The 19,913-nt window shown below is 36.8% G+C and carries 17 protein-coding genes; 5 read left to right on the top strand and 12 right to left on the bottom strand.

Annotation, left to right across the window (positions count from 1 at the left end; all coding sequences use genetic code 11):
• Positions 1-8: 8 nt before the first annotated feature.
• The 4 genes from MKY46_RS06045 to MKY46_RS06030 are packed head-to-tail and all read right to left on the bottom strand — an operon-like array spanning position 9 to position 5,288.
• Positions 9-1,214: a type II secretion system F family protein gene (locus MKY46_RS06045; protein ID WP_036128100.1), complete on the bottom strand. Its 1,206-nt coding sequence runs from the start codon at positions 1,212-1,214 to the stop codon at positions 9-11.
• Positions 1,211-2,257 carry a type IV pilus twitching motility protein PilT gene (locus MKY46_RS06040; protein WP_036128104.1) on the bottom strand — a complete coding sequence of 349 codons (1,047 nt, stop codon included), beginning with the start codon at positions 2,255-2,257 and terminating at the stop codon, positions 1,211-1,213. Before MKY46_RS06040 ends, MKY46_RS06045 begins: the two co-directional genes overlap by 4 nt.
• Positions 2,258-2,268: 11 nt before the next feature.
• Complete coding sequence (locus MKY46_RS06035) at positions 2,269-3,939, bottom strand: GspE/PulE family protein (protein ID WP_230593966.1); 1,671 nt, start codon at positions 3,937-3,939, stop codon at positions 2,269-2,271.
• A gap of 17 nt (positions 3,940-3,956) precedes the next feature.
• Positions 3,957-5,288 (bottom strand): G5 domain-containing protein, encoded by a 1,332-nt coding sequence (locus MKY46_RS06030; protein ID WP_036128109.1) that lies wholly within the window; start codon positions 5,286-5,288, stop codon positions 3,957-3,959.
• Between the two features lie 311 nt (positions 5,289-5,599).
• Between MKY46_RS06030 and MKY46_RS06025 the strand changes: the two genes are divergently transcribed.
• From MKY46_RS06025 to MKY46_RS06015, 3 genes are read left to right on the top strand one after another with little or no spacing between them, the layout of a single operon-like run.
• Positions 5,600-6,046, top strand: a complete 447-nt coding sequence (locus MKY46_RS06025; RefSeq protein ID WP_036128111.1) for a prepilin-type N-terminal cleavage/methylation domain-containing protein — start codon at positions 5,600-5,602, stop codon at positions 6,044-6,046.
• Positions 6,047-6,050: 4 nt separating this feature from the next.
• Positions 6,051-6,509, top strand: a complete 459-nt coding sequence (locus MKY46_RS06020) for a type II secretion system protein (protein ID WP_036128114.1) — start codon at positions 6,051-6,053, stop codon at positions 6,507-6,509.
• Positions 6,487-8,019, top strand: coding sequence for a DUF7305 domain-containing protein (locus MKY46_RS06015; RefSeq protein WP_419185198.1), 1,533 nt, complete (start codon positions 6,487-6,489; stop codon positions 8,017-8,019). Before MKY46_RS06020 ends, MKY46_RS06015 begins: the two co-directional genes overlap by 23 nt.
• 38 nt (positions 8,020-8,057) lie before the next feature.
• Here the strand turns inward: MKY46_RS06015 and MKY46_RS06010 are convergent, their stop codons facing one another.
• Positions 8,058-10,139, bottom strand: coding sequence for a DUF2339 domain-containing protein (locus MKY46_RS06010; RefSeq protein ID WP_036128120.1), 2,082 nt, complete (start codon positions 10,137-10,139; stop codon positions 8,058-8,060).
• 81 nt (positions 10,140-10,220) lie between these two features.
• Positions 10,221-10,472, bottom strand: coding sequence for a phage holin (locus MKY46_RS06005; RefSeq protein ID WP_016991985.1), 252 nt, complete (start codon positions 10,470-10,472; stop codon positions 10,221-10,223).
• Positions 10,473-10,709: 237 nt separating this feature from the next.
• Between MKY46_RS06005 and MKY46_RS06000 the strand changes: the two genes are divergently transcribed.
• Complete coding sequence (locus MKY46_RS06000) at positions 10,710-11,699, top strand: acyltransferase family protein (protein ID WP_340833822.1); 990 nt, start codon at positions 10,710-10,712, stop codon at positions 11,697-11,699.
• Positions 11,700-11,946: 247 nt separating this feature from the next.
• Here the strand turns inward: MKY46_RS06000 and MKY46_RS05995 are convergent, their stop codons facing one another.
• The 6 genes from MKY46_RS05995 to MKY46_RS05970 form a co-directional block, all read right to left on the bottom strand.
• Positions 11,947-13,302: a YjiH family protein gene (locus MKY46_RS05995; RefSeq protein ID WP_036128387.1), complete on the bottom strand. Its 1,356-nt coding sequence runs from the start codon at positions 13,300-13,302 to the stop codon at positions 11,947-11,949.
• Between the two features lie 950 nt (positions 13,303-14,252).
• Positions 14,253-15,023: an IucA/IucC family C-terminal-domain containing protein gene (locus MKY46_RS05990; RefSeq protein ID WP_036128162.1), complete on the bottom strand. Its 771-nt coding sequence runs from the start codon at positions 15,021-15,023 to the stop codon at positions 14,253-14,255.
• Positions 15,001-15,846, bottom strand: a complete 846-nt coding sequence (locus MKY46_RS05985; protein WP_036128164.1) for an ABC transporter ATP-binding protein — start codon at positions 15,844-15,846, stop codon at positions 15,001-15,003. Before MKY46_RS05985 ends, MKY46_RS05990 begins: the two co-directional genes overlap by 23 nt.
• A 48-nt stretch (positions 15,847-15,894) precedes the next feature.
• Positions 15,895-16,935, bottom strand: coding sequence for a FecCD family ABC transporter permease (locus MKY46_RS05980; RefSeq protein WP_036128166.1), 1,041 nt, complete (start codon positions 16,933-16,935; stop codon positions 15,895-15,897).
• Positions 16,928-17,944: a FecCD family ABC transporter permease gene (locus MKY46_RS05975; RefSeq protein ID WP_036128167.1), complete on the bottom strand. Its 1,017-nt coding sequence runs from the start codon at positions 17,942-17,944 to the stop codon at positions 16,928-16,930. Before MKY46_RS05975 ends, MKY46_RS05980 begins: the two co-directional genes overlap by 8 nt.
• A 133-nt stretch (positions 17,945-18,077) precedes the next feature.
• The gene (locus MKY46_RS05970; protein WP_036128169.1) at positions 18,078-19,085 is read right to left on the bottom strand and encodes an ABC transporter substrate-binding protein; all 1,008 of its coding nucleotides are present in this window, start codon (positions 19,083-19,085) and stop codon (positions 18,078-18,080) included.
• Positions 19,086-19,551: 466 nt separating this feature from the next.
• Here MKY46_RS05970 and MKY46_RS05965 point away from each other — a divergent pair, with 466 nt between their 5' ends.
• The gene (locus MKY46_RS05965; RefSeq protein ID WP_036128170.1) at positions 19,552-19,860 is read left to right on the top strand and encodes a CotD family spore coat protein; all 309 of its coding nucleotides are present in this window, start codon (positions 19,552-19,554) and stop codon (positions 19,858-19,860) included.
• Positions 19,861-19,913: the final 53 nt, after the last annotated feature.

The following is a 19,913-nucleotide window of genomic DNA, read 5'->3' as shown; positions in this document are numbered from 1 at the left end:
ATTAAAAATTACATATTTTCATATAGTTGGAACATTGGTAAGAATATAGCCGCAACAATTACTCCTACAACAAGAGCAAGTACTATAATCATTAAAGGTTCGATAAGTGACTTCATTGTATCGACGGCACGGTTTACTTCTTCCTCGTAAAAATCAGCAATTTTTTCAAGCATGTAATCCAAGGAGCCTGTTTTCTCACCAATTGCTGTCATTTGTGTAACAAGAGGTGGAAATAGCCAGCTTTTTTCAAGTGGCTCTGATAATGTGCCACCCTTTTCTAAATTATCGCGGGCCTCCAGCACTACTTTTCCCATAACTGGATTACCTCCGACTTTTTCAACAATCGTTAGGGCTTGTAAAATCGGCACCGAGCTACTAAAAAGAGTAGATAGAGTTCTCGTCATTCTCGCTATAATATCTTTTTGTAAAAGTTGGCCAAAGATAGGCATGCGGAGTAACAAAACATTAACTGTATAATGAAACTCTTTATTATTTTTATAAAAATAACGTGATCCCACTACTAACATTAATAGCCCTAAAATCACGAGATACCAAAACTGAATCAGCCAATCACTTATACCAACAACAATAACTGTAATTAGCGGCATTTCTAAGTCCATATCTTTAAATGCATCCATAAAGGTAGGCACAATAAAAACCATTAAAAACATGCCAACCACCAGCGTTAAAAGGGATAATATTGCTGGATAGGTCATTGCCGATTGAATTTTTTTCTTGATGTTATATTGCTTTTCTAGTGTGCTTGCCAGACGATCTAATGTGTCGTCAACGTTACCAGTAGCCTCTCCAGCACGCATCATATTGACAAAAAGCAAGGGAAACACTTTGGTATGTTTGCCTGCTGCATCTGAAAATGCCATCCCACTCCGAATATCCTCTTCAACTTGCATCAATGCTCGCTTTAGTGGTTTATTCCGTGTTTGCTCACCCAAAATACGCGTCGCTTCAACGACAGGGACACCAGCACGAATTAATGTCGCATACTGCCGACAATAAATAACAAACTCTTGGTGCTTCACTTTTGTACCAATGGCAATGTCCTTATGTAAAATGCTATTTGATTCTTGAAGCTCTCGCGCATTTATTCCTTGTGCACGAAGCTTCTCCATAGCAATTTTTTTATTTGGGGCTTCAATAATGCCCTTTTTAGGTGCTCCTGTTTTGGTGCGACCACTATAACGAAATACAGTCAACTATAATCACCAGCGTTCATGTATGGCCGTGCATCTTCTAGCGAGATCTTACCTGTGGTAATCAGGTGCTGCATCGAAGATTCTAATGTGTGCATGCCCAATGCTTTACTTGTCTGCATTACGCTTGGAATTTGGTGAATTTTTTCATTGCGAATTAAATTCGAAATGGCAGGAGCTTGTACTAAAATTTCTGTCGCAGCAATGCGCCCTTTTACATCTTTACGAATAAATAAACGCTGAGAAACAATACCTTGGAGTACATTCGCAAGCTGCACTCGAATTTGACTTTGCTGATGCGGTGGAAATACATCAATAATACGGTCGATTGTAGTTGGTGCACTACTTGTATGAAGTGTTGCCATTACTAAATGCCCTGTTTCAGCAGCCGTGATAGCCGTTGAAATCGTTTCATAATCTCGCATCTCCCCAACTAAAATAATATCTGGGTCTTGACGCAATGATGCTCGTAAACCATTCGCAAAGCTCATTGTATCGACACCAACCTCACGCTGATTAATGATAGACTTTTTATGAGTATGCAAGTATTCAATTGGATCCTCTAAAGTAATAATATGTTTTGATCTTGTCTCGTTGATATAATCAATCATTGCTGCTAATGTAGTTGATTTACCTGAGCCTGTTGGACCAGTTACTAAAATTAAACCTTGTGGTTTTTCCGCAAGCTTATATAACACTTGTGGCATATTAAGTGCTTCAATAGATGGAATTTTAGCTTCAATTAAACGAGCCGCTATTGTCACTTCATTTCGCTGATGATAGGCATTTACACGGAATCGACATTTCCCAGGCAATGAAAAGTTAAAGTCAGTTTCTCCCTTTCCCTCAAACTCCTGTTGTTTATGTACAGGGAGAATGGCATTTACCATTCCCTTTAATTCTTCAGAATCTAATGGATCTGCACCATAATGTTCCAACTGCCCATGAATACGATATACTGGCGGAATACCTTTTGTTAAATGAAGATCCGATGCTTTTTCTTCAAACGCACGTGTTAATAATTCAACGATTGAATAAGATGTCATTTTTATCACCCCTAATCTACACTTGCAACACGTAAAATTTCTGATGTTGTTGTTTGACCTGCTACAACCTTTAATAGTCCATCTACTAATAGGGTGTGATAGCCTTTGTCATTCATATAATCCCGAAGAACCAAATCACCTTCTCGATTTAAAATCATGTCCTTCACTTTTCTATCCACTGGAAGGATTTCATGAATCGCCATACGTCCTCGATAGCCTGTATGATTACATGCAGGACAACCACGCCCCCTTTTACCTTGGGTAACACCTTCCAGCCCATTTTCCTCTAGTATTTCTAATTCACGTGAGGTGAATACATATGGTTCAGCACAATCACGACAAACTTTACGTACAAGTCGTTGAGCCATAATGCCTACAAGTGAGGAAGATAGTAGAAATGGTTCAATGCCCATATCATGTAAACGTGAGATGGATTCTACTGCACTATTAGTATGCAGCGTACTTAACACTAAATGTCCTGTAAGTGAAGCACGTATAGCAATTTGCGCTGTTTCAAGATCACGAACTTCCCCTACCATCACAATGTCAGGGTCCTGTCGTAAAATCGAACGTAACCCTACCGCAAACGTTAAGCCAACCTCTTCCTTTACTTGGATCTGATTGATGCCATCTAATTGGTATTCCACAGGATCCTCAACCGTAATAATGTTGACGCCTTCCTCATTTAAATGCGAAAGAGCTGCATATAACGTAGAGGATTTACCAGAACCCGTAGGTCCAGTAATAAGCATCATGCCGTTGGGACGGCTTATCATTTTCCTGAATAGTACTTCATTCGTAGCACTAAAGCCTAATTTCTCAATATCATTGGACGAATTGGTTAAATCTAAAATACGCATAACAACTTTTTCTCCAAAGACAGTCGGTAATGTGGCTAATCGTATATCAACTGGTCTAAAATTGACATTCGTTTTTATACGCCCATCTTGTGGAATACGATTTTCTGTAATATTTAAATTGCCCATTATTTTAATCCGAGCCAATACTACGTTTTGCATATGCTTGGGCAATGACCTCTCTGTACGAAGTACTCCATCTACTCTGTAGCGCACACGTAGCTCTGTTTCTTGTGGATCAAAATGAATATCACTAGCTCTTTGTGCTACACCATTGGCAATAATTTGATTTACTAAACGAACAATGGGTGAATCTTCACTCTCAATCTCGTCTTGCGTTTCAGTACTAGTTGCCGCTAAATCTAACATTGCAGCATCCATCGACTCCTGCAAATCATAATATTTGGTAATTGTACGATATAGATCATCTTTTGCAGCAATGCTTGTTTCGATCTGACAACCTGTCGTCATACGGACTTCTTCGATAGCAAAATAATCCATCGGGTCTTCCATCGCAATAAACAATTTATTTTTCTCTTTGCGGATAGGCATAATATTTGTCCGCTTTGCCAACTCAGCAGGAATTAATTGTAATAATTCAGGGCTGATTGAAAATTGATTTAAGCTAATATGAGGGATACCAAGCTGAAATTCTAAAACTTCAATGAGTTGTTGCTCCGTTAAGACGTTTTCTTTAATGAGAAAATCACCTAGTTTCTCATTTTTCAACTTAGTAGTCAGTGCATACTCTAGCTGTTCTGCTGTAATAACGCCTGATTCAACAAGTAAATCCCCTAAACGTTTACGACCTGGCTTCATCGCCATAAAAATACCTCCAATCATTATGGACTTGTTTGTACAAAATTACCGCCCTTGTCATAATAACCATAGACAATTTCTGGTCCATCTTCTTGCTCAGATTCTTCAGGTGTTGAAGGTTTTATATCAGGTAAGCCGTTGCCATCTAAATCTATCTCTAAATCAGGATCTGCTATACTTTGCCCTGCGTTTTTTGTTGGTGGAGTGACTGTAATAGGCTCCTGCGATGAACGTGTCACAATCCGATTTTGAGGCGCATAGTAATCTCTGCTAATAAACTGTTCTTCCATTGCACCGTTCTCTACAATGGAACGATAAACTTCAACTCTCACCCCTTCTTTCCCCTCTTGTTCCACACGCTCTTGACCAGCCTTTAAATCTTCTGAATAACGGTAAATAGTTCGTGGCTTAACGATTTTATCTTTACTGATACGAACCGTTATATCTTTGTCTTTTACTGCTGTAAATATTTCTATTTTTAATTGATTGCCCTCAATTGTAGCTTGCATTTTGCCAAGCTGATGAGAACGATTAATAAATTGTAAGTCTTTCGCTAATGCAGCATTGACATCCGCTTCAATCCCCAGTTGTAAATAGTTGGGCTTTGTTTGTTGAGAATGTCTTTCTAGAACTTCATACTCTGTCTGAAGAATTACACTATAGAGGATGGAAGCTACAAAATCTAAACCTGTATCATTCGCAGCTCCAGCCTGTTCCCCTAAAAGTGAAAGCAAGGAGAATGACTGGTTCGGTACAAGTGTGACGTCATTTAATAAAGGGATTAGTTTTGCAACCCCTTGACTATCTGTCGGTACATCCGCAATTTGAAAGGCAATCCTTTCTTGCATTTGCAAAGCAGCAGCATTGATTACTGCCTCAACCTCATGTTCTTTCAAATAACTTGCTTGTACTATTATTTTTTGAAGCGTTTTATCAGTATCCAAAATGCCCATTTCATCTAGTTCCTGAATAACAGTGTCGCTGGCAGTTACAGGAATGGGGATATGTACAATTTTTTCATTTTTCCAAAAGGCATACCATGGTTTTTTTGTCAGCAGTTCAAACTGTGATATGGCTGTAGTAGTATCAAAAATTAATTGTTTCGGGTCAATGGTCTTAGAGATATTAGTACTTTTAACATTTATTTCTGTTTGCTGCCAGTCTTTAATTGCTTTTTCCACAGTTGGTAATAAATTTGCACTATTAACACCCCCGACTTTTATACCTCCAATTGTTGAACTTTTTGTCTCATCACTAGCAAAAACTTTCCCATTTATTATAAAATTAGGTAGACAGACTACAGCTAGTATAAATATTCCAATCAATAATACAGTAATGGTTATAATTTTTTTCATCTGTCAATCCCCCTTAAACATCGTAATTTATTGGTTTGCAACTTTATGCTCATCCAGATACTAGAATACTATATTTACTACTACATTACACTACTAAAAACCTAATTTATTTTAAATAACCCCTTCAAAATATATAAAAATTTCACGATTTAGACTAGTTTATCTCTTATATAATGTTATATTATCGTTATGAATACTTTATTACTAGTTGATTAGAATCACGCTTTTCGAACTACTCTTTTCATAATACATAATTCACTAAATAACCATTTGGTTCTTTTGACACAAAAAACTTATAAGGGGCGATATTATTGCAAAAATATTTTAAAAATGAAGGTGGCTTTTCATTAATTGAAGTCGTTGCTTCTTTAATTCTAATTACAATAATATTGCTTTCATTTTTCGGATTATTTATTCAATCTAACAAAACTTCCAAAACTTCTAGCACAATCGTAGATTCTACCTATCTTGCTCAAAATGAAATGGAAAATATATTTAGAGAAATCAAAGGCAGAACAGAAGAACAACTAGCTAGACAATTACTCTATACAAGTACAGAAAATCCTCAATATATTAGTTGTAGTAAAAATAGTAAATTTTCAACTATTTGGAGCTATGAAAAACAGATGGAAGATAGACGGTTTATTCTAACCATTAAGCGCCATTGTCAATATGAATATCTAGATACTATTGTTATCGAAGTTTATGAGAACGATGTACTCAAAAGCAAGATGGAAAATATATATAGTAGGAAGTGAATACATGAGGTTCATAAAAAATAACAGAGGTTTTACACTCGTGGAAGTACTTGCTGTTATCTTAATTTTAAGCATTGTTTCAACAATTCTTTTTAGTATACTTTCGTCTAGCAAAGAAACTAATAAAAAACAACTTGAAAATAATGAACAGCTATCCGAGTTGTCTTATGTTTTAAAGCTCATTACGAAAGATATGAGAAAAACCATTACGTATGATCCTAATAATTCAACATTTAAAAACAGAGATGGTTCTATTCAATACACATATATCTTTGATGCTGAAAAAAATACGATTACTCGTAACAACGAGGTTATTGCAACTCATATACACTCATTTTCCTTAACAAGTATTGGCGACTCTATTTCCATTAATATTGAAAGTATTAACGAACACACAATCTCTACACAACTATCTTTTAGGAGTGGTGACGGTGCAAAAGATGAAAAAAAATCTACTAAATGATGAAGGCTTTTCATTTTTATTAGTTTTTTTAACCATTGTATTAGTGACGATTTTAGGTCTAGGTTTACTTGCTGTATCTTCAAATTCCTTAAAACTCTCTAAACATGAGCGAGAAGATCAATCCATTTATTACATTGCTGAGGCAGGTGTAAATTATGAAAAAGCAATTTTATTAGAAAAAGCGAATGAAGCTTATCAAAGTGCAAAAGCAGAATACGATCGTTTACCAATTCAACAGAAAAAGTATGAAAAATTTGTAGAATTATATGAAGAGAATATTAAAAGCATAATAGAACCACTATTAAATAACGAAAACATTATAAATAATTTTGAAGAACAACTAGGAATGCAACCTATTGCCAGGATTACCCTAAAACAGGATTTAGATACGAATCTTCGATATTGGATAACTTCTATCGGTACATATGGAGAATCGCCTTCACAAAAAAGAGAACTACAGCAAAGTGTAGACTTTGTTCTTGATGCCGAAACAACTAATAATAATGGTGGGGATGATGAGGAAAATTTAAATACTGCTACCCCTGAATTTGCAGTACAAACTAAAGGCAATATTAAGCTAACAGGTGGGGCATCCATAAAGGGAGATGTAGCTACTGACATCGGTATAATTTCATTGGATGGTGGTTCATCTATTTCTGGTACTGTAGGTGCTTCAAGTGATCATTTCCAATATCCATCTTGGATGGGAGATTTATCAAGCAAACTTACGCAAAGTAGGAAATATCCTGGTTCAAGTATCCTGCCTTTATTTCCATTAGAGAAAATGCAACAATTATCAAAATTACCTGTTCCTCCAAATCAAGAAGTCATCAAAGATCCACACAACAAAACCTTCATTATTAATAATGGACATTTTTTAGCTGATAATTGGATGACTAATAACTATACTTTACAGTTAAATGGTGATACACATTTCAAACAGTTCAAAGTGGATCAAAATAATACGTTGACTATAAATGTAGGAGATACAGATAAAAATTTATATATCGAAGATTTTAATATACTACAGGGGCATATTAAAATTGTAGGAACAGGAAAGTTAAATGTATATATTAATAATACTTTTAATCTAAAAGGATCTTTAAACAGGAACGGTAATGCTAATCAAATAAATTTATATTATAACGGAGCATCAGCTATCACAATTGCAGGAGAAACACAAAGCGCTGCCTCTCTTTATTCTAAGCAAGCCAATTTAACATTCACAGGGGGGATAGGATTAACGGGGAATATATATGCAGGAGCAACTAAGGTTACTTTTAATGGTGGTTCAAACTCAAATGGTCAACATATTATTGCACCAAATGCTTCTGTCATTTTAGAAGGCGGCGCTCACATTAAAGGAGCTATTATTTCTGATAATTTACTAGCTAATGGAGGTACTTCCGTTACATTTACAGAAGGCACAATCCAACCACCTTCTTCAGGACATACAGAAATTGGCGATCCTATCACTTTAATAAAAGAAAATGAATTAGTAGAACAATAGAAAAAGAGATTCCAAAATGCATTGGAATCTCTTCTTCTTTATTTCTTCAACAACCTACCCGATAGCAGCATGCCAATACCACCAATCGTTATAAATAGAATAGCTCTAATTAATAAATCAAGGGCAGATAAGTCAAAGAAAATTAGCTTAATAAACGCCATGACTAACAGAATAAAACCTGTTGAGCGCAGTGTTTTTAATTGATGTGTGGAGCTTATCCATAGGGAAACGCTTGCCGTCAAAAATAATGTAATGGTTGTCAGTGCGATGCTTAGCTTCCAATCAAGGACGTTGTTAAACGTAAATTGATGGATCAGCCCCCATATTGAAATCATCGTGAGCACGATACCAGTGCTTACAATAGCATCTACATATTTCCCCAGACGCACTTCATACAATCGATAAATAAACCCTTTTACTAGAATATCTACGATGATGGCGACAATGACTGCCATATATACCAATCTAGTTATAATATTTAAGCTTTCCATCATGGTCGGCTTGGTGCTGATCATCAAGAAGAATAATAGGAAAAATGAGCCGAGAACTGGTGTTAAAGCACGACCTTTATAGGTTTCCTCTACAAATAGAGAGCCAGTAAATAAGGCAGCTAATACGATACACATCATATATGGAATGCCATTTGTTGCTGCAAAATAAACGGTATCTAGTTTGCCAATATAGGCTAAGAAATAGCCAGTTGTGGCCACTGCTAAAATATCAATCACATACAGATCCTTCATGACCTTTTCAAATGCCGTAAGTGTCTCTTTTGGACGTCTTGCATATAAGTAAATAATAACGAAATAAATAATTGGCATGAACAAGCTTAAATGATCTATGCTGAAAAATGGTTTTGGTTCATGAAAGATGAAATTTAAAATGAATGTGATGATAAGAACAAATGAAGAAACGACCTTCATCATACTTGCCCGTAGTCGCAAACTCATCATCACGCCAGCAAAAGCAATCATCGGATAAAGTAAATCATCCACTTTATTTGGTATATTCATTAAAAGTATCGTATTACATAGGGTGATAAATGCGAGTGTAACAGCGCTATCCAATACTTCCTGCCATTTTTGGCGATAGCTATATAACGCCACCGCTCCAAATAAAGCCATTAGGACAAGGAGCAGCATTTCTCCATGCGGAAGTGAACGAATAATAAGATTCATCAGCAATAAACTAAATGAGCCTAAGGAAAATTGAAGCCCTATATGAAGAGGCTTCCATTTGGATTGTGCGTTATACATTAAACACCAAATTACGTAAAATATTGATAGAATCACCAATAAACCAAATGCGAAGATAACTTGCTTATCAATATTCATAAACGCTACTACGCTCACCGCTAGCACCGAGAAGAATGTAGCAATATAGAGAGCTAGCTTTTGCTTGTGCTGATAAATGACCCATTGCAATGAAGCAAATAATATCACGACAAAAAGCAAGATAATGACCGCATTAAAATCCATATATTCTAATAAATAAGGTAGCAATAACGATGTAAAGGCTACAAAAACGGTAAGTGCTTCATTTTTCTTCCAATAACTAATGGCAATACCATAGCCAATATAAAGAAGTGTAATGCCTAGTGCTGGAGTAAGACCAATGATTTCATATAAAATGGCACTCGCGGCAGTTGTTAAAATACCGACAATAAATGCCCCGCCATATAAGGAAATCGTTATAGCAGATGAGCCTACTTTTCTACGTTCTAGTACATAGGCTATAACCGCCAAACCTACCGATAATGCATAGGCAAGGATGATTTTCACGCCATTCGATACATAACCATAATCACTAACAAGTTTTAGGCCCCAAAGTACGCCCATTACTAAAATAACCATGAATACTTTTGGCAGTGCCCACATAACACGCTCCTCCATCGATGGCTGCGGTTGCACTTCTTTTTCCGTTACTTTAGTCGGGACAGGCTTCGACTCCAGTGCTGGTTTTGGTTTTATTGGTTCTGATTGCTTGATCATCGACTGTCTGGCATCAAGAGTATTTATTTTTTCGGTACTTTGTGTACCTTTTAACGAAGACAACTCCTGACGTAAATCTGCCATTTCCTCTTCGAGCTTAGCAATTCTTCGCTCCAATTCAAGAGACATTCAATCATCCTCCCTACTTTATCAATTTTCTAACAGTATAACATATTTATCCTTATTGTAAAATTACACTTTTTGTTTAATTTATCTCGGTCTCCTATACATTAAGGCACGCTCACTATCACTGGTGCCTCGTGTCGTTGGATCCACAATAACACCCATTAATACAAGAATGGATAAAACTGTATTTAAAATAGATGACATTTGCTCACTCATTACCCCTGTGAAATCATAGCCAAAAATCGCTGCAACTTGTTGTGCGAGTAAGAGTAACAATGAAAATAGCCCTAGTAGAAATGGAATATGTTGAAGACGAACCTTCCAATTAATTCTCATAAAAGCTCACCTCCCCCCCTCTTGCCACAGTATATGCATAGTGGTTATGTGACACATATGCAAAAATGGAGCTCTCGCCATGTTACTAGGATTTTTTAATAATATTTTGCGGCATAAACTATTTTCAGCCATAGCAAGTAAGGTAGGTTTTATCACGCTAGACATGTTCATATATATAGTTAGGTTGCATTCGGTAACGAAATGCCTAACAATTTACTGAAAATGAGGGTGATGAAGATGGTGTATGAGTGGAACGTCTTAAGGGTAGTAGCTTGCCTGAGTATTGTGTTATTACATGCAACGACCAATATTGAAAGTATTAATGGCTATATGGATCAACCCTACTATCAGTTTTTTCGATTATTATTATGTTTCGCTACACCCACTTTTATCTTATTATCCATTTTAATTTTAGCTAAACGCTACCAACATCAGCTACCTCCCCATTTTATAGGGCGTCGTTTTCAGTTTATTGTTATTCCGTTTATAGCTGCAGGCATGTTATATGCAGCCAACGCGGCTCTTCATTATGATGAAAGCTTTTGGGAGTCATTATATCGCCATATTATTTTAGGAGATTTTTCGGGATGGTTTGTCATGACTATTTTTCAACTCTATATTCTCTTCTATATTGTCAAGAAATATCAGGTATCCAGCATCTGGTTTACGCCCATTATGTTCTTACTTGGCATTTTCTATATGACACTAGCAAATGCCAATATAGATTATTTCATACAAAATGAACATTTTATGCGCCTGCTCTTTGTCGGCTGGCTCCCATATTTTGCACTAGCCTATATTATCGGTAGTCATTATGAAAAAATCACGCACTACCTCGTCCAATATAAATATTTCACAATTATAGCTGTCATACTTGCAATGGCTATTTTATATACAAATTATTATTTAGGTGCCCAACAGATTACATCAAGAAGAATTGATATTATGCTATTCGTGTTGGCGATGACGTTTTGCATACTGGCGTTTGCACAAGTTTTGTCTAAGCTCCCTTTTATCCCTATTTTAAGTCGCTATTCCTTTGGGATCTTTTTAATTCACTGGCTAATTCAAGAATATTTAGCTCCCTATAGCGCATTACTACCCACTACTGCTCTTCAAGTCATTTCTCTTTTTTTATCCACTTTACTTGTCTGTATGCTGCTCATCAAAATCATTTCATTTATCCCTTTTAGTGCTTATCTGATTGGAAAGTCTCATCAAAAATAGCCCTCTCATAATTGAGAAGGCTTTTTAGAAACCTTATTTTGTATAGGAATAGGATGTTTCTGTTGTTTATTTGATTCTTTTTATGAATGGTTGTCCCTTATTCTTTGATTGAAGTGCATCTATTCCTTGTGTTTTAAATTACTTTTTCCAAATTTGTATCTCATTATATCTATTTATGTATACGTAAAAAAGGCAGTTATCATTATCTCATGAAAAATGCCAAGTCGATCTAGACTTGGCTTTTTCATTAAAAGAGTATGTGACCAACCAATGCAGCGATTGGTAGGGAAATAAGTGTACGTAATATAAATAAAACGACTAAATCGAAAAATTTCAATGGAATTTTTGTTCCTAAAATAAGTCCACCAACTTCAGACATATAAATTAGCTGTGATACAGAAACAACAGCAATGACAAATCTAGTAACATCTGATTCGATCCCTGCACCTAAAATTGAAGGCAGGAACATATCGGCAAAGCCTACGACCATTGTTTGAGCCGCTTCTGCCGCTTCAGGTAAGCCTAGTACAGTTAGGATCGGCTCAAATGGTTTTCCTAAAATCACAAAGATACTGGTAAATTCAGCAAGCATTAAGGCAATTGTACCAAAAGCCATAACAATAGGAGCAACGCCAACCCATAAATCAATAACATTTCTAGAACCATCTTTTAAAAATTGGCGCGGATCCCGATTTGCATGAGCAATAGCAAGTGCATTTTCTAAGCCATGCGACACAGAATTATAGCCCTCTGGCAATTCCTCACGCGAATAGTCTACTGGAGTACCATCGATATACGTATCTTCCTTTTGTGCAAGAGGATAAATTCGAGGCATAATAATCGCTAGTACAACACCGCAAAGTACTACTGTTAAATAATAAGGAATAAAATAGCGTGCCAAGTGGACGGTATCCAATACTACGATACAGAAGGTGATGGAGACAACAGAGAAGCTAGTAGCAATAATCGCTGCTTCTTTTTTGGTATAGTTCCCCATCTCGTATTGCTTACTCGTCATTAACACTCCAATCGTTCCATCACCGACCCATGACGTAAGAGCATCAATCGAAGAACGCCCTGGGCTTTTAAAAAGAGGTCTCATGATTCTCACCATCATTGTACCGAAAAACTCAAGTAAACCGAAGTTTGTTAAAAATGGTAAAAGGAAACCTGCGAATAAAAAAATGGTAAATAAAAACGTCACAAGTCCACCGTTTGGATCCATCAGTAGCCCACCTGTATTTTCATTGTTGATGGCAGAAGGTCCAAATTGAAAGACAACCATCGAAGCAAAAGTTAAACCTAAAAAGCGAGTAATCGTCCAAAACCAATTGACATAAAACAATGTATCTAAAATACTAGGTTCTTTCATATTTTTTCGAGGAATCCATTTAGCTATAAGTGCGCCAAACGCGGAAATTGCAAACATAATAATCGTAAAATAACTAATGACTGGAGCCACTACACCTGCTAAAATATTTGCTAAAATGGCAATCGGTACTTTCCAGCCCTCATCCGTTAATACAGGAGTCATAAATAGAAAAATACCAATTAAAGAAGGAATGATGAAATAAATATATGTACTAACAGAATACTTTTTCATTTTTGACTGAAACCTCATTTCTTAGTATTGCTTAAACTTGTAACTATGTATGATGCATTCCCCAATTTTATCTTTCACTATACTTCGTTTGCTGTAATACTTTATAAGCTAAACATGTAGTGTTCATTCAATACCTCCCTCCTCTTTCTGTTATAGTACTATTACAAAAACAATGAAGTTTTGAGCTTTAAATAGAAAAACAATGACTCTATTCATGTTTTTATAACATAATCGTGTTATAAAACTATTGTAAACGCAACAACACATATGGTTCAACTCTACAATTTTCTGAATTTTTATACACAATTAGTATAGTTTTTTTCTTTAAAACTAGTATATCAATATTATATTATGATAAACAGAAATTTTAATAGGAAGGAAACGAGGCTGGGAAGAAACTCGATTATTTCGAAAATAGCGAAAATAGATAATAACTTTTCCGCCTCTTTGCATAGTGTTAAAAAACAAAACCATCCATAGCATTTTTGTGACAGGTGAAAATGGATTTCCGTTGCACGCTACTTGCTTTCCACTCCAATCCATAAAAATGGTACCTTTTTAGCAAAGGTCTTCAAATAAAGTGAAGGGTATTCACTTTATTTGAAGAGGTGTTGTCATTCATCACTTCTCTACAATGAAAATAAGAACCTCTATTCTTTAATTATACAAATAATGGGCTATTTTGATCACTTCGACTAGTATGAAAGATAGAGGAAAAGACACTTTTGCATATGGTTGATTGGAGGGGATTTAGCGTCACAGCTGAGACCCTGGAAGTGGCTCATCGGACCGCCCCCCTGGAGAAAGGACGCTGGCGGAACGGAAATCACTCGCTCACCTTGCCAAAGGTTCTTTTTCTGCTATTGACATCATCTTTTTTCACCAACATGAAAGTGAATAAACCACACGACTGTTTATTCACTTTGTGGAATTGTCAATGCTTCATGAGGTTAGCCAAGTCTTTTGATTTTGGGACAAGAGATACAAAAGTCATTTGCTTCATCAGAGGTGTGATAATAGAAACAACATGTTTTTCTCAAGCGTATTGGTTGCTCTGATTCCTTGATTGTCACTTTGGGACCACAATAATTTGTCAAAGGATTTTTCCTTTCGCCAAAAAGAGAACCTGGCGCTTGATTGACAATATAGTGATAGTCTTCTTGTATACGAGCTTTTTCTTGCTCACTGGCCCCTTCGCTTATTTTTGTTTCATATAGCCAATTGACATAAATAGCTGTATTTTCCCATAAAATCGCTTTTGGGATTTTACTTATTTTTGTTAATGACTGCCACACTTTCGCTAGATTACCTACAAAAATTCCTTGGAGAACCTCATCACGCCATGCTTCACGATCTTGTGTTGGCACTGACACTGAGTCATCGATTAAGCGAATATTTGGAAGCCATGGTTTCGCATGATCTTCTGCTTCCACCCAAATATTGTCGATACCAACACCTAGCCCCTTATCATATCTTGACATAGCATAGAATGCTGAAGCCATCGTTAAGACGCTATAGCGCTTTGCAAATAACGATGCTGTAACTAATGTAGATGTGGAATGAAAGAAAGGTGCGATTTTTTGTAAATAGGCTAAAGCTTGTTCAGTGTCTAATAAATTTTGGGCTAGTAGAGAGTAAGCAGCATCTACCGCTGGCTCAATTGTCAATCGATAATCACGTAATAGTACTGCTTTTTCTTCAGCTGACAGTTGTAAGCTCAACTGACCCTACCTCCTCTAATTTCTCCACCTGAACTGTTCGTCCCTTGCCATGTGGAACACATAAAGGCGTACCAAATAGAGGGTCTCTCATAATCGTACAGTCCATACGAAAGACAGCTTGTACAAGCTCAGGTGTTACCACTTCCTCTGGCTTACCTTGCGCATACACCTGTTTATTTCGCACAGCTACAATGTGGTGGGCATAGCGGCAGGCTAAGTTTAAATCGTGTAAGACCATCACGACTGTACGCCCTTCATTTTCATTTAAATCAAATAGTAAATCTAAAATTTCTACTTGATGGGCCATATCTAAATAAGTTGTAGGTTCATCTAGTAAGATAAGATCTGTTTTTTGAGCCAATGTCATGGCTATCCATACACGTTGACGCTGACCACCTGATAATGCATCTACTGGTCGATCTGCAAATTCTGTCATCTGTGTTACCTCAAGCGCATTGTTCACAATACTTTCATCTTCAGTAGACCATTGCTTCAACCAGCTCTGATGTGGATAACGACCTTGTTTTACCAATTGTTGAACGGTTAGTCCTTCTGGCGCAACAGGTCCCTGTGGGAGAATGGCTAACCGTTTAGCCACCTCTTTCGTTGAAATCGTATCTAGTGAATCATCTTCTAAGAAAATTTCACCCGACTTTGGTTTTTGTAATCGTGCAAACGTTCGTAGTAGCGTTGATTTTCCACAACCATTAGCACCTACTAGTACTGTTATTTTCCCTTTTGGTATTTGAAGATTCAAATCCTCCAAAATAAGATTTTCACCATAGCTTACATGTAAATCTTGTGCTTCTAAAACATTTTTCAAAATCCCGTCACCTTCTTCTCACGCTTTTAACTGTTATTTCCTGTAGCTTTATTGATTGCGCGTTCTAAATAGTAAATAAATAAAGAATGGTGCCCCAATTGCAGCCGTAAAGACACCTGTTGGTAAATCCTTTGGTAAAAAAGCAGTGCGTGCTACGATGTCGGCTACGATAACAATCATCCCACCGATTATAGCAGTCACAGGTATCAATCCAGCAAAGGAACGCCCTACAAGCATTCTACTCATATGAGGGGCTACTAATCCAACAAAGGCAATTCCACCAGCAAATGCAACCGCAGAGCCAGCTAGCATCACACTAATGAGTAAAAAAAGTAAACGGTACACTTGAACCTTTACCCCTAGCCCTATCGCAATCTCATCTCCTAATTCCTTCACATTTACTGTTCTTGCCAAAATAAACGTTAGTGGCAATAACAGAGCAACCCATGGTAAAAGCAAATAGACATCCTGCATATTAGCCCCATACAAACTACCTGTCAGCCATAAATAGGCCTTCGTTGTTGCGGCTACATTACTGATTACAAGCAGCATCGTCACAACAGCCTTTGCTAAGGCTGAAATCCCAATACCAATAAGCACCATACGAATAGGTGTGACGCCTTTTCTCCATGACAGTAGGTAAATGATAAAGGAAACAATGCCAGCACCTAAAATAGCAGCTAACGGTAAAAATTGAATGCTGACTGACCCCATAAAGTACACGATAAAGATAATCGCCCCCATGGATGCACCACTCGTTACACCGATAATATCTGGAGCAGCAAGTGGATTACGGATAATCCCTTGTAAAATTAAACCAGCAACTCCTAGCGCTGCACCAACTAATAATGCCATCAATACACGTGGGAGCCTTAATGTATGTAAGACAAAATCGTACTCTCCATTACCATAGCCCAATAATTCCCTCACCACTGTGATAGGATGGATAAATTCACTACCTGCAGATAAACCAAGGACTGTTATGATGACTAATAATAAGCTTAATAAAAGTAAAATCCAACTAGTTCTTTTGGCAATTTGAAAAGATATACGTTCAGATTTCGTTCGAACTATCCTATAATTAGACATTTTTCGCTAACCCCTTTCGTGCAATATAAATAAAGAAAGGAGCTCCGATAAAGGCAGTCATTACACCAATTGGCATTTCTAATGGCATGATCACATATCTCGCAGCCATATCAGCTAACAGCAGCAATATTGCTCCTAATACTGCACTGTACGGAATAATCCAACGATAATCCGTACCAACAAGCTGAATCGCAATATGAGGGACAATCAAACCAATAAATCCAATTGAACCTGCTACAGCAACTGAACTACCTGCAAGAATGATAATAATGAGACCGAGTGTGATTTTCGTAATCATAGTTCGTTGTCCTAAGCCTTTTGCAATATCATCACCTGATTGTAAAATATTTATAGAACGACCCATACCTATTGCCACAACTGTGACCACTAAAATAAACGGTAAAACTGGTATAAGCATGTCAATGCTACGACCTGATACAGATCCCGCTAACCAAAAAAGAACACTTTGTAAGCCTTGTTCATCAATCACTAAAAGCCCTTGCGTAAACGAGACAAATAGAGCTGTAATCGCTGCACCAGCTAATACTATTTTAATCGGTGTTAAACCATCTCTTCCTAATGACCCTAGGAAAAATACCATAGCTCCCGCAGCACCTGCACCTAAAAAGGCAATCCACATATAGCTCATTAAAGAATTGATGGAAAAAAGAGTAATGGCACTAACAATAAAAAATATCGCCCCTGCATTAATCCCTAAAATATCAGGAGCTGCTAAAGGATTTCTTGTTAATGCCCGCATTAATGCTCCCGCGATGGCAAGACTTGCGCCAACTACTGTAGCGATCACAGCTCTTGTAAATCTCGATGTCCGAATAATAACATGCTCCTTATTAGCAGCATCAAAATGAAAAATGGCATCATAGATTGACGAGAAGGGTATGGACGTTTGACCAATAGCTATGCTGATTAAAAATGCCAGCAAAAGGATCAAACAACTGATGAATAAGCCTACTTGTTTCATCGAGGTACTGGAAAGAATAATTCTCATTTTACGCCAACTTTCTTGATCCACAATTTATCTTATGAAAGGGATTGTAGGTTTCTAATATGTCCAATCCCTATAATGAGAGGGCTGTCATTCAAGTATTCTATAACACTTTCAACAGCCCTAGTCTCTTTTACTATTTTTCTAATTCAAACTTGTCATAAATATCGTCTAGCATTAAATTAGCACTAATAAGTCCACCAGCTAGATTCCAATTAATTTCATCTACTTGATAAACTTGATTTGCCTTCACAGCATCAAGCTCTTTCCATAGCGGATGTTTTGTCCACTCTTCATAATTTTTCTTGACTGCGTCATCATTTTCCATAAACATATAAATAACATCGGCATTCATTTGTGTAATACTTTCTTTATCCGTTAGCTTCACGATTTCCAATGAGTCATCTGTTAAATTTTTAGGACCTTGGAAGCCAAGCTCTGACAATATAGAACCTGCATATCCTGTTACATAAATACGTGCATGGTCTGCTCTGAAGTTAACAACTGAAACATGGAATGGCCATTTATCGCCAAGCTTCTCTTGAATTTTTGTTTGGAAATCAGCAACTCGCGTATCCCAATCTCCTAGTAACTCTTTCACCTTTTCTTCCTGATCCATTGCTTGACCCATCATTTCAGCTGTTCCCTTGAAATCAAAAACCGTTTCATGAGCAACAGTCGGTGCAATTTGTGATAACTGATCATAAATTTCCTCATGACGCACTTTCGATGCAATGATTAAATCTGGTTTAAGTTTTGCAATTTCTTCAAGATTAGGTTGCGTTTCTTGTCCAACAATCGCAACGCCATCTAAATCTTTTTTCAAATAATTATAAAAAGGTGCTTCAGCCCAAGATTCTACTGCCCCCACTGGCTTAATGCCCATCGCTACTGCTACATCTGTAGCCCCTTGGTATAGCGTAACGATTTTTGTAGGTGTACCTTCAATTGTGGTAGTGCCCATAGCATGTGTAATCTCACGGCTAGAAGATTCTTCTGTGTTACTTTCTTCTGCTTTGTCATTTTCTTGTGAACTACTACCGTTCGATGCTTTATCTCCACATCCCACCAATAAAAGTGAGAATGTTAAGAATAGCGCAAAAAGAATAGAAACATTTTTATTGCGTAGTGATAATTTCGACATACATTTCCTCCTAAAATATAATCAATAATGATATTCATTATCAATTAAAGAGTATACTGTACGACCGTTTTATTGACAATATCTTTTTTTCAAAAAACATACTTTTTTAATAATTTTTTATCTTGATTAGCCTACAGCTCCCTCCCATATAGTTTAGAAGGTGTAGGATTTTTGTATTTATTATGAAAATTTCGTCGCAATGATGCTGAGGTGTAATAGATAATTGACTAAAATTCATGGCATTTATTTAAAACAATAGCTCTAAGCAATGTCATTTTGATGTTGGGAGAGGCTTTCAGTAGCTGCTTCTTTCACCCAATATGTATCTAACCAGCTATAGATTTTCTACCATTTCAGCGACTTGTTAGATTTACCTATTCAATAATAGGCAAATAAATAGACCCTATCGACGTATATCTCATATCTTAATAATGAACTACAACTTATCAAAACAGGAGGTAATAACATGTTTCAACGAAGACGCCATCCGGCAAAAGGTCCACACTGCTGTCCGCCACAAACAATGCCAACGCAATTTGATCCACCACAATTTTTACCACCAGAGCAATATGTTCGCACAAATTATATCCATACGGTTGTTCCACATGTACAACCAGCACATGTCACAACAGTAAATAAACATATGATTGATCATCAATACTATTTCCCATGCACAGAGTCTGTTGTTAATGAATGCTGTGAAACACATACAATGTGCGGTATGCCACCTAACCCTTGTCATATGCCACACCATCGTAAACATATGGGCCGTTAACAATAACGATGGGGTGCCATGCTGCCCTATCATGCTCTGGAACTATAGACAAA

Source organism: Lysinibacillus sp. FSL M8-0355, assembly GCF_038008985.1.
GTDB lineage: Bacteria > Bacillota > Bacilli > Bacillales_A > Planococcaceae > Lysinibacillus > Lysinibacillus fusiformis_D.
This window is presented reverse-complemented; position numbering and strand designations above follow the sequence as displayed.

Excerpts from the sequence above, each read along its gene's own strand:
- MKY46_RS06040 (WP_036128104.1), bottom strand. The coding sequence starts at position 2,257 with ATGACATCTTATTCAATCGTTGAATTATTAACACGTGCGTTTGAAGAA.
- MKY46_RS06035 (WP_230593966.1), bottom strand. The coding sequence starts at position 3,939 with ATGGCGATGAAGCCAGGTCGTAAACGTTTAGGGGATTTACTTGTTGAA.
- MKY46_RS06030 (WP_036128109.1), bottom strand. The coding sequence starts at position 5,288 with ATGAAAAAAATTATAACCATTACTGTATTATTGATTGGAATATTTATA.
- MKY46_RS06020 (WP_036128114.1), top strand. The coding sequence starts at position 6,051 with ATGAGGTTCATAAAAAATAACAGAGGTTTTACACTCGTGGAAGTACTT.
- MKY46_RS06015 (WP_419185198.1), top strand. The coding sequence starts at position 6,487 with ATGAAAAAAAATCTACTAAATGATGAAGGCTTTTCATTTTTATTAGTT.
- MKY46_RS06010 (WP_036128120.1), bottom strand. The coding sequence starts at position 10,139 with ATGTCTCTTGAATTGGAGCGAAGAATTGCTAAGCTCGAAGAGGAAATG.
- MKY46_RS06005 (WP_016991985.1), bottom strand. The coding sequence starts at position 10,472 with ATGAGAATTAATTGGAAGGTTCGTCTTCAACATATTCCATTTCTACTA.
- MKY46_RS06000 (WP_340833822.1), top strand. The coding sequence starts at position 10,710 with ATGGTGTATGAGTGGAACGTCTTAAGGGTAGTAGCTTGCCTGAGTATT.
- MKY46_RS05995 (WP_036128387.1), bottom strand. The coding sequence starts at position 13,302 with ATGAAAAAGTATTCTGTTAGTACATATATTTATTTCATCATTCCTTCT.
- MKY46_RS05980 (WP_036128166.1), bottom strand. The coding sequence starts at position 16,935 with ATGTCTAATTATAGGATAGTTCGAACGAAATCTGAACGTATATCTTTT.
- MKY46_RS05975 (WP_036128167.1), bottom strand. The coding sequence starts at position 17,944 with ATGAGAATTATTCTTTCCAGTACCTCGATGAAACAAGTAGGCTTATTC.
- MKY46_RS05970 (WP_036128169.1), bottom strand. The coding sequence starts at position 19,085 with ATGTCGAAATTATCACTACGCAATAAAAATGTTTCTATTCTTTTTGCG.
- MKY46_RS05965 (WP_036128170.1), top strand. The coding sequence starts at position 19,552 with ATGTTTCAACGAAGACGCCATCCGGCAAAAGGTCCACACTGCTGTCCG.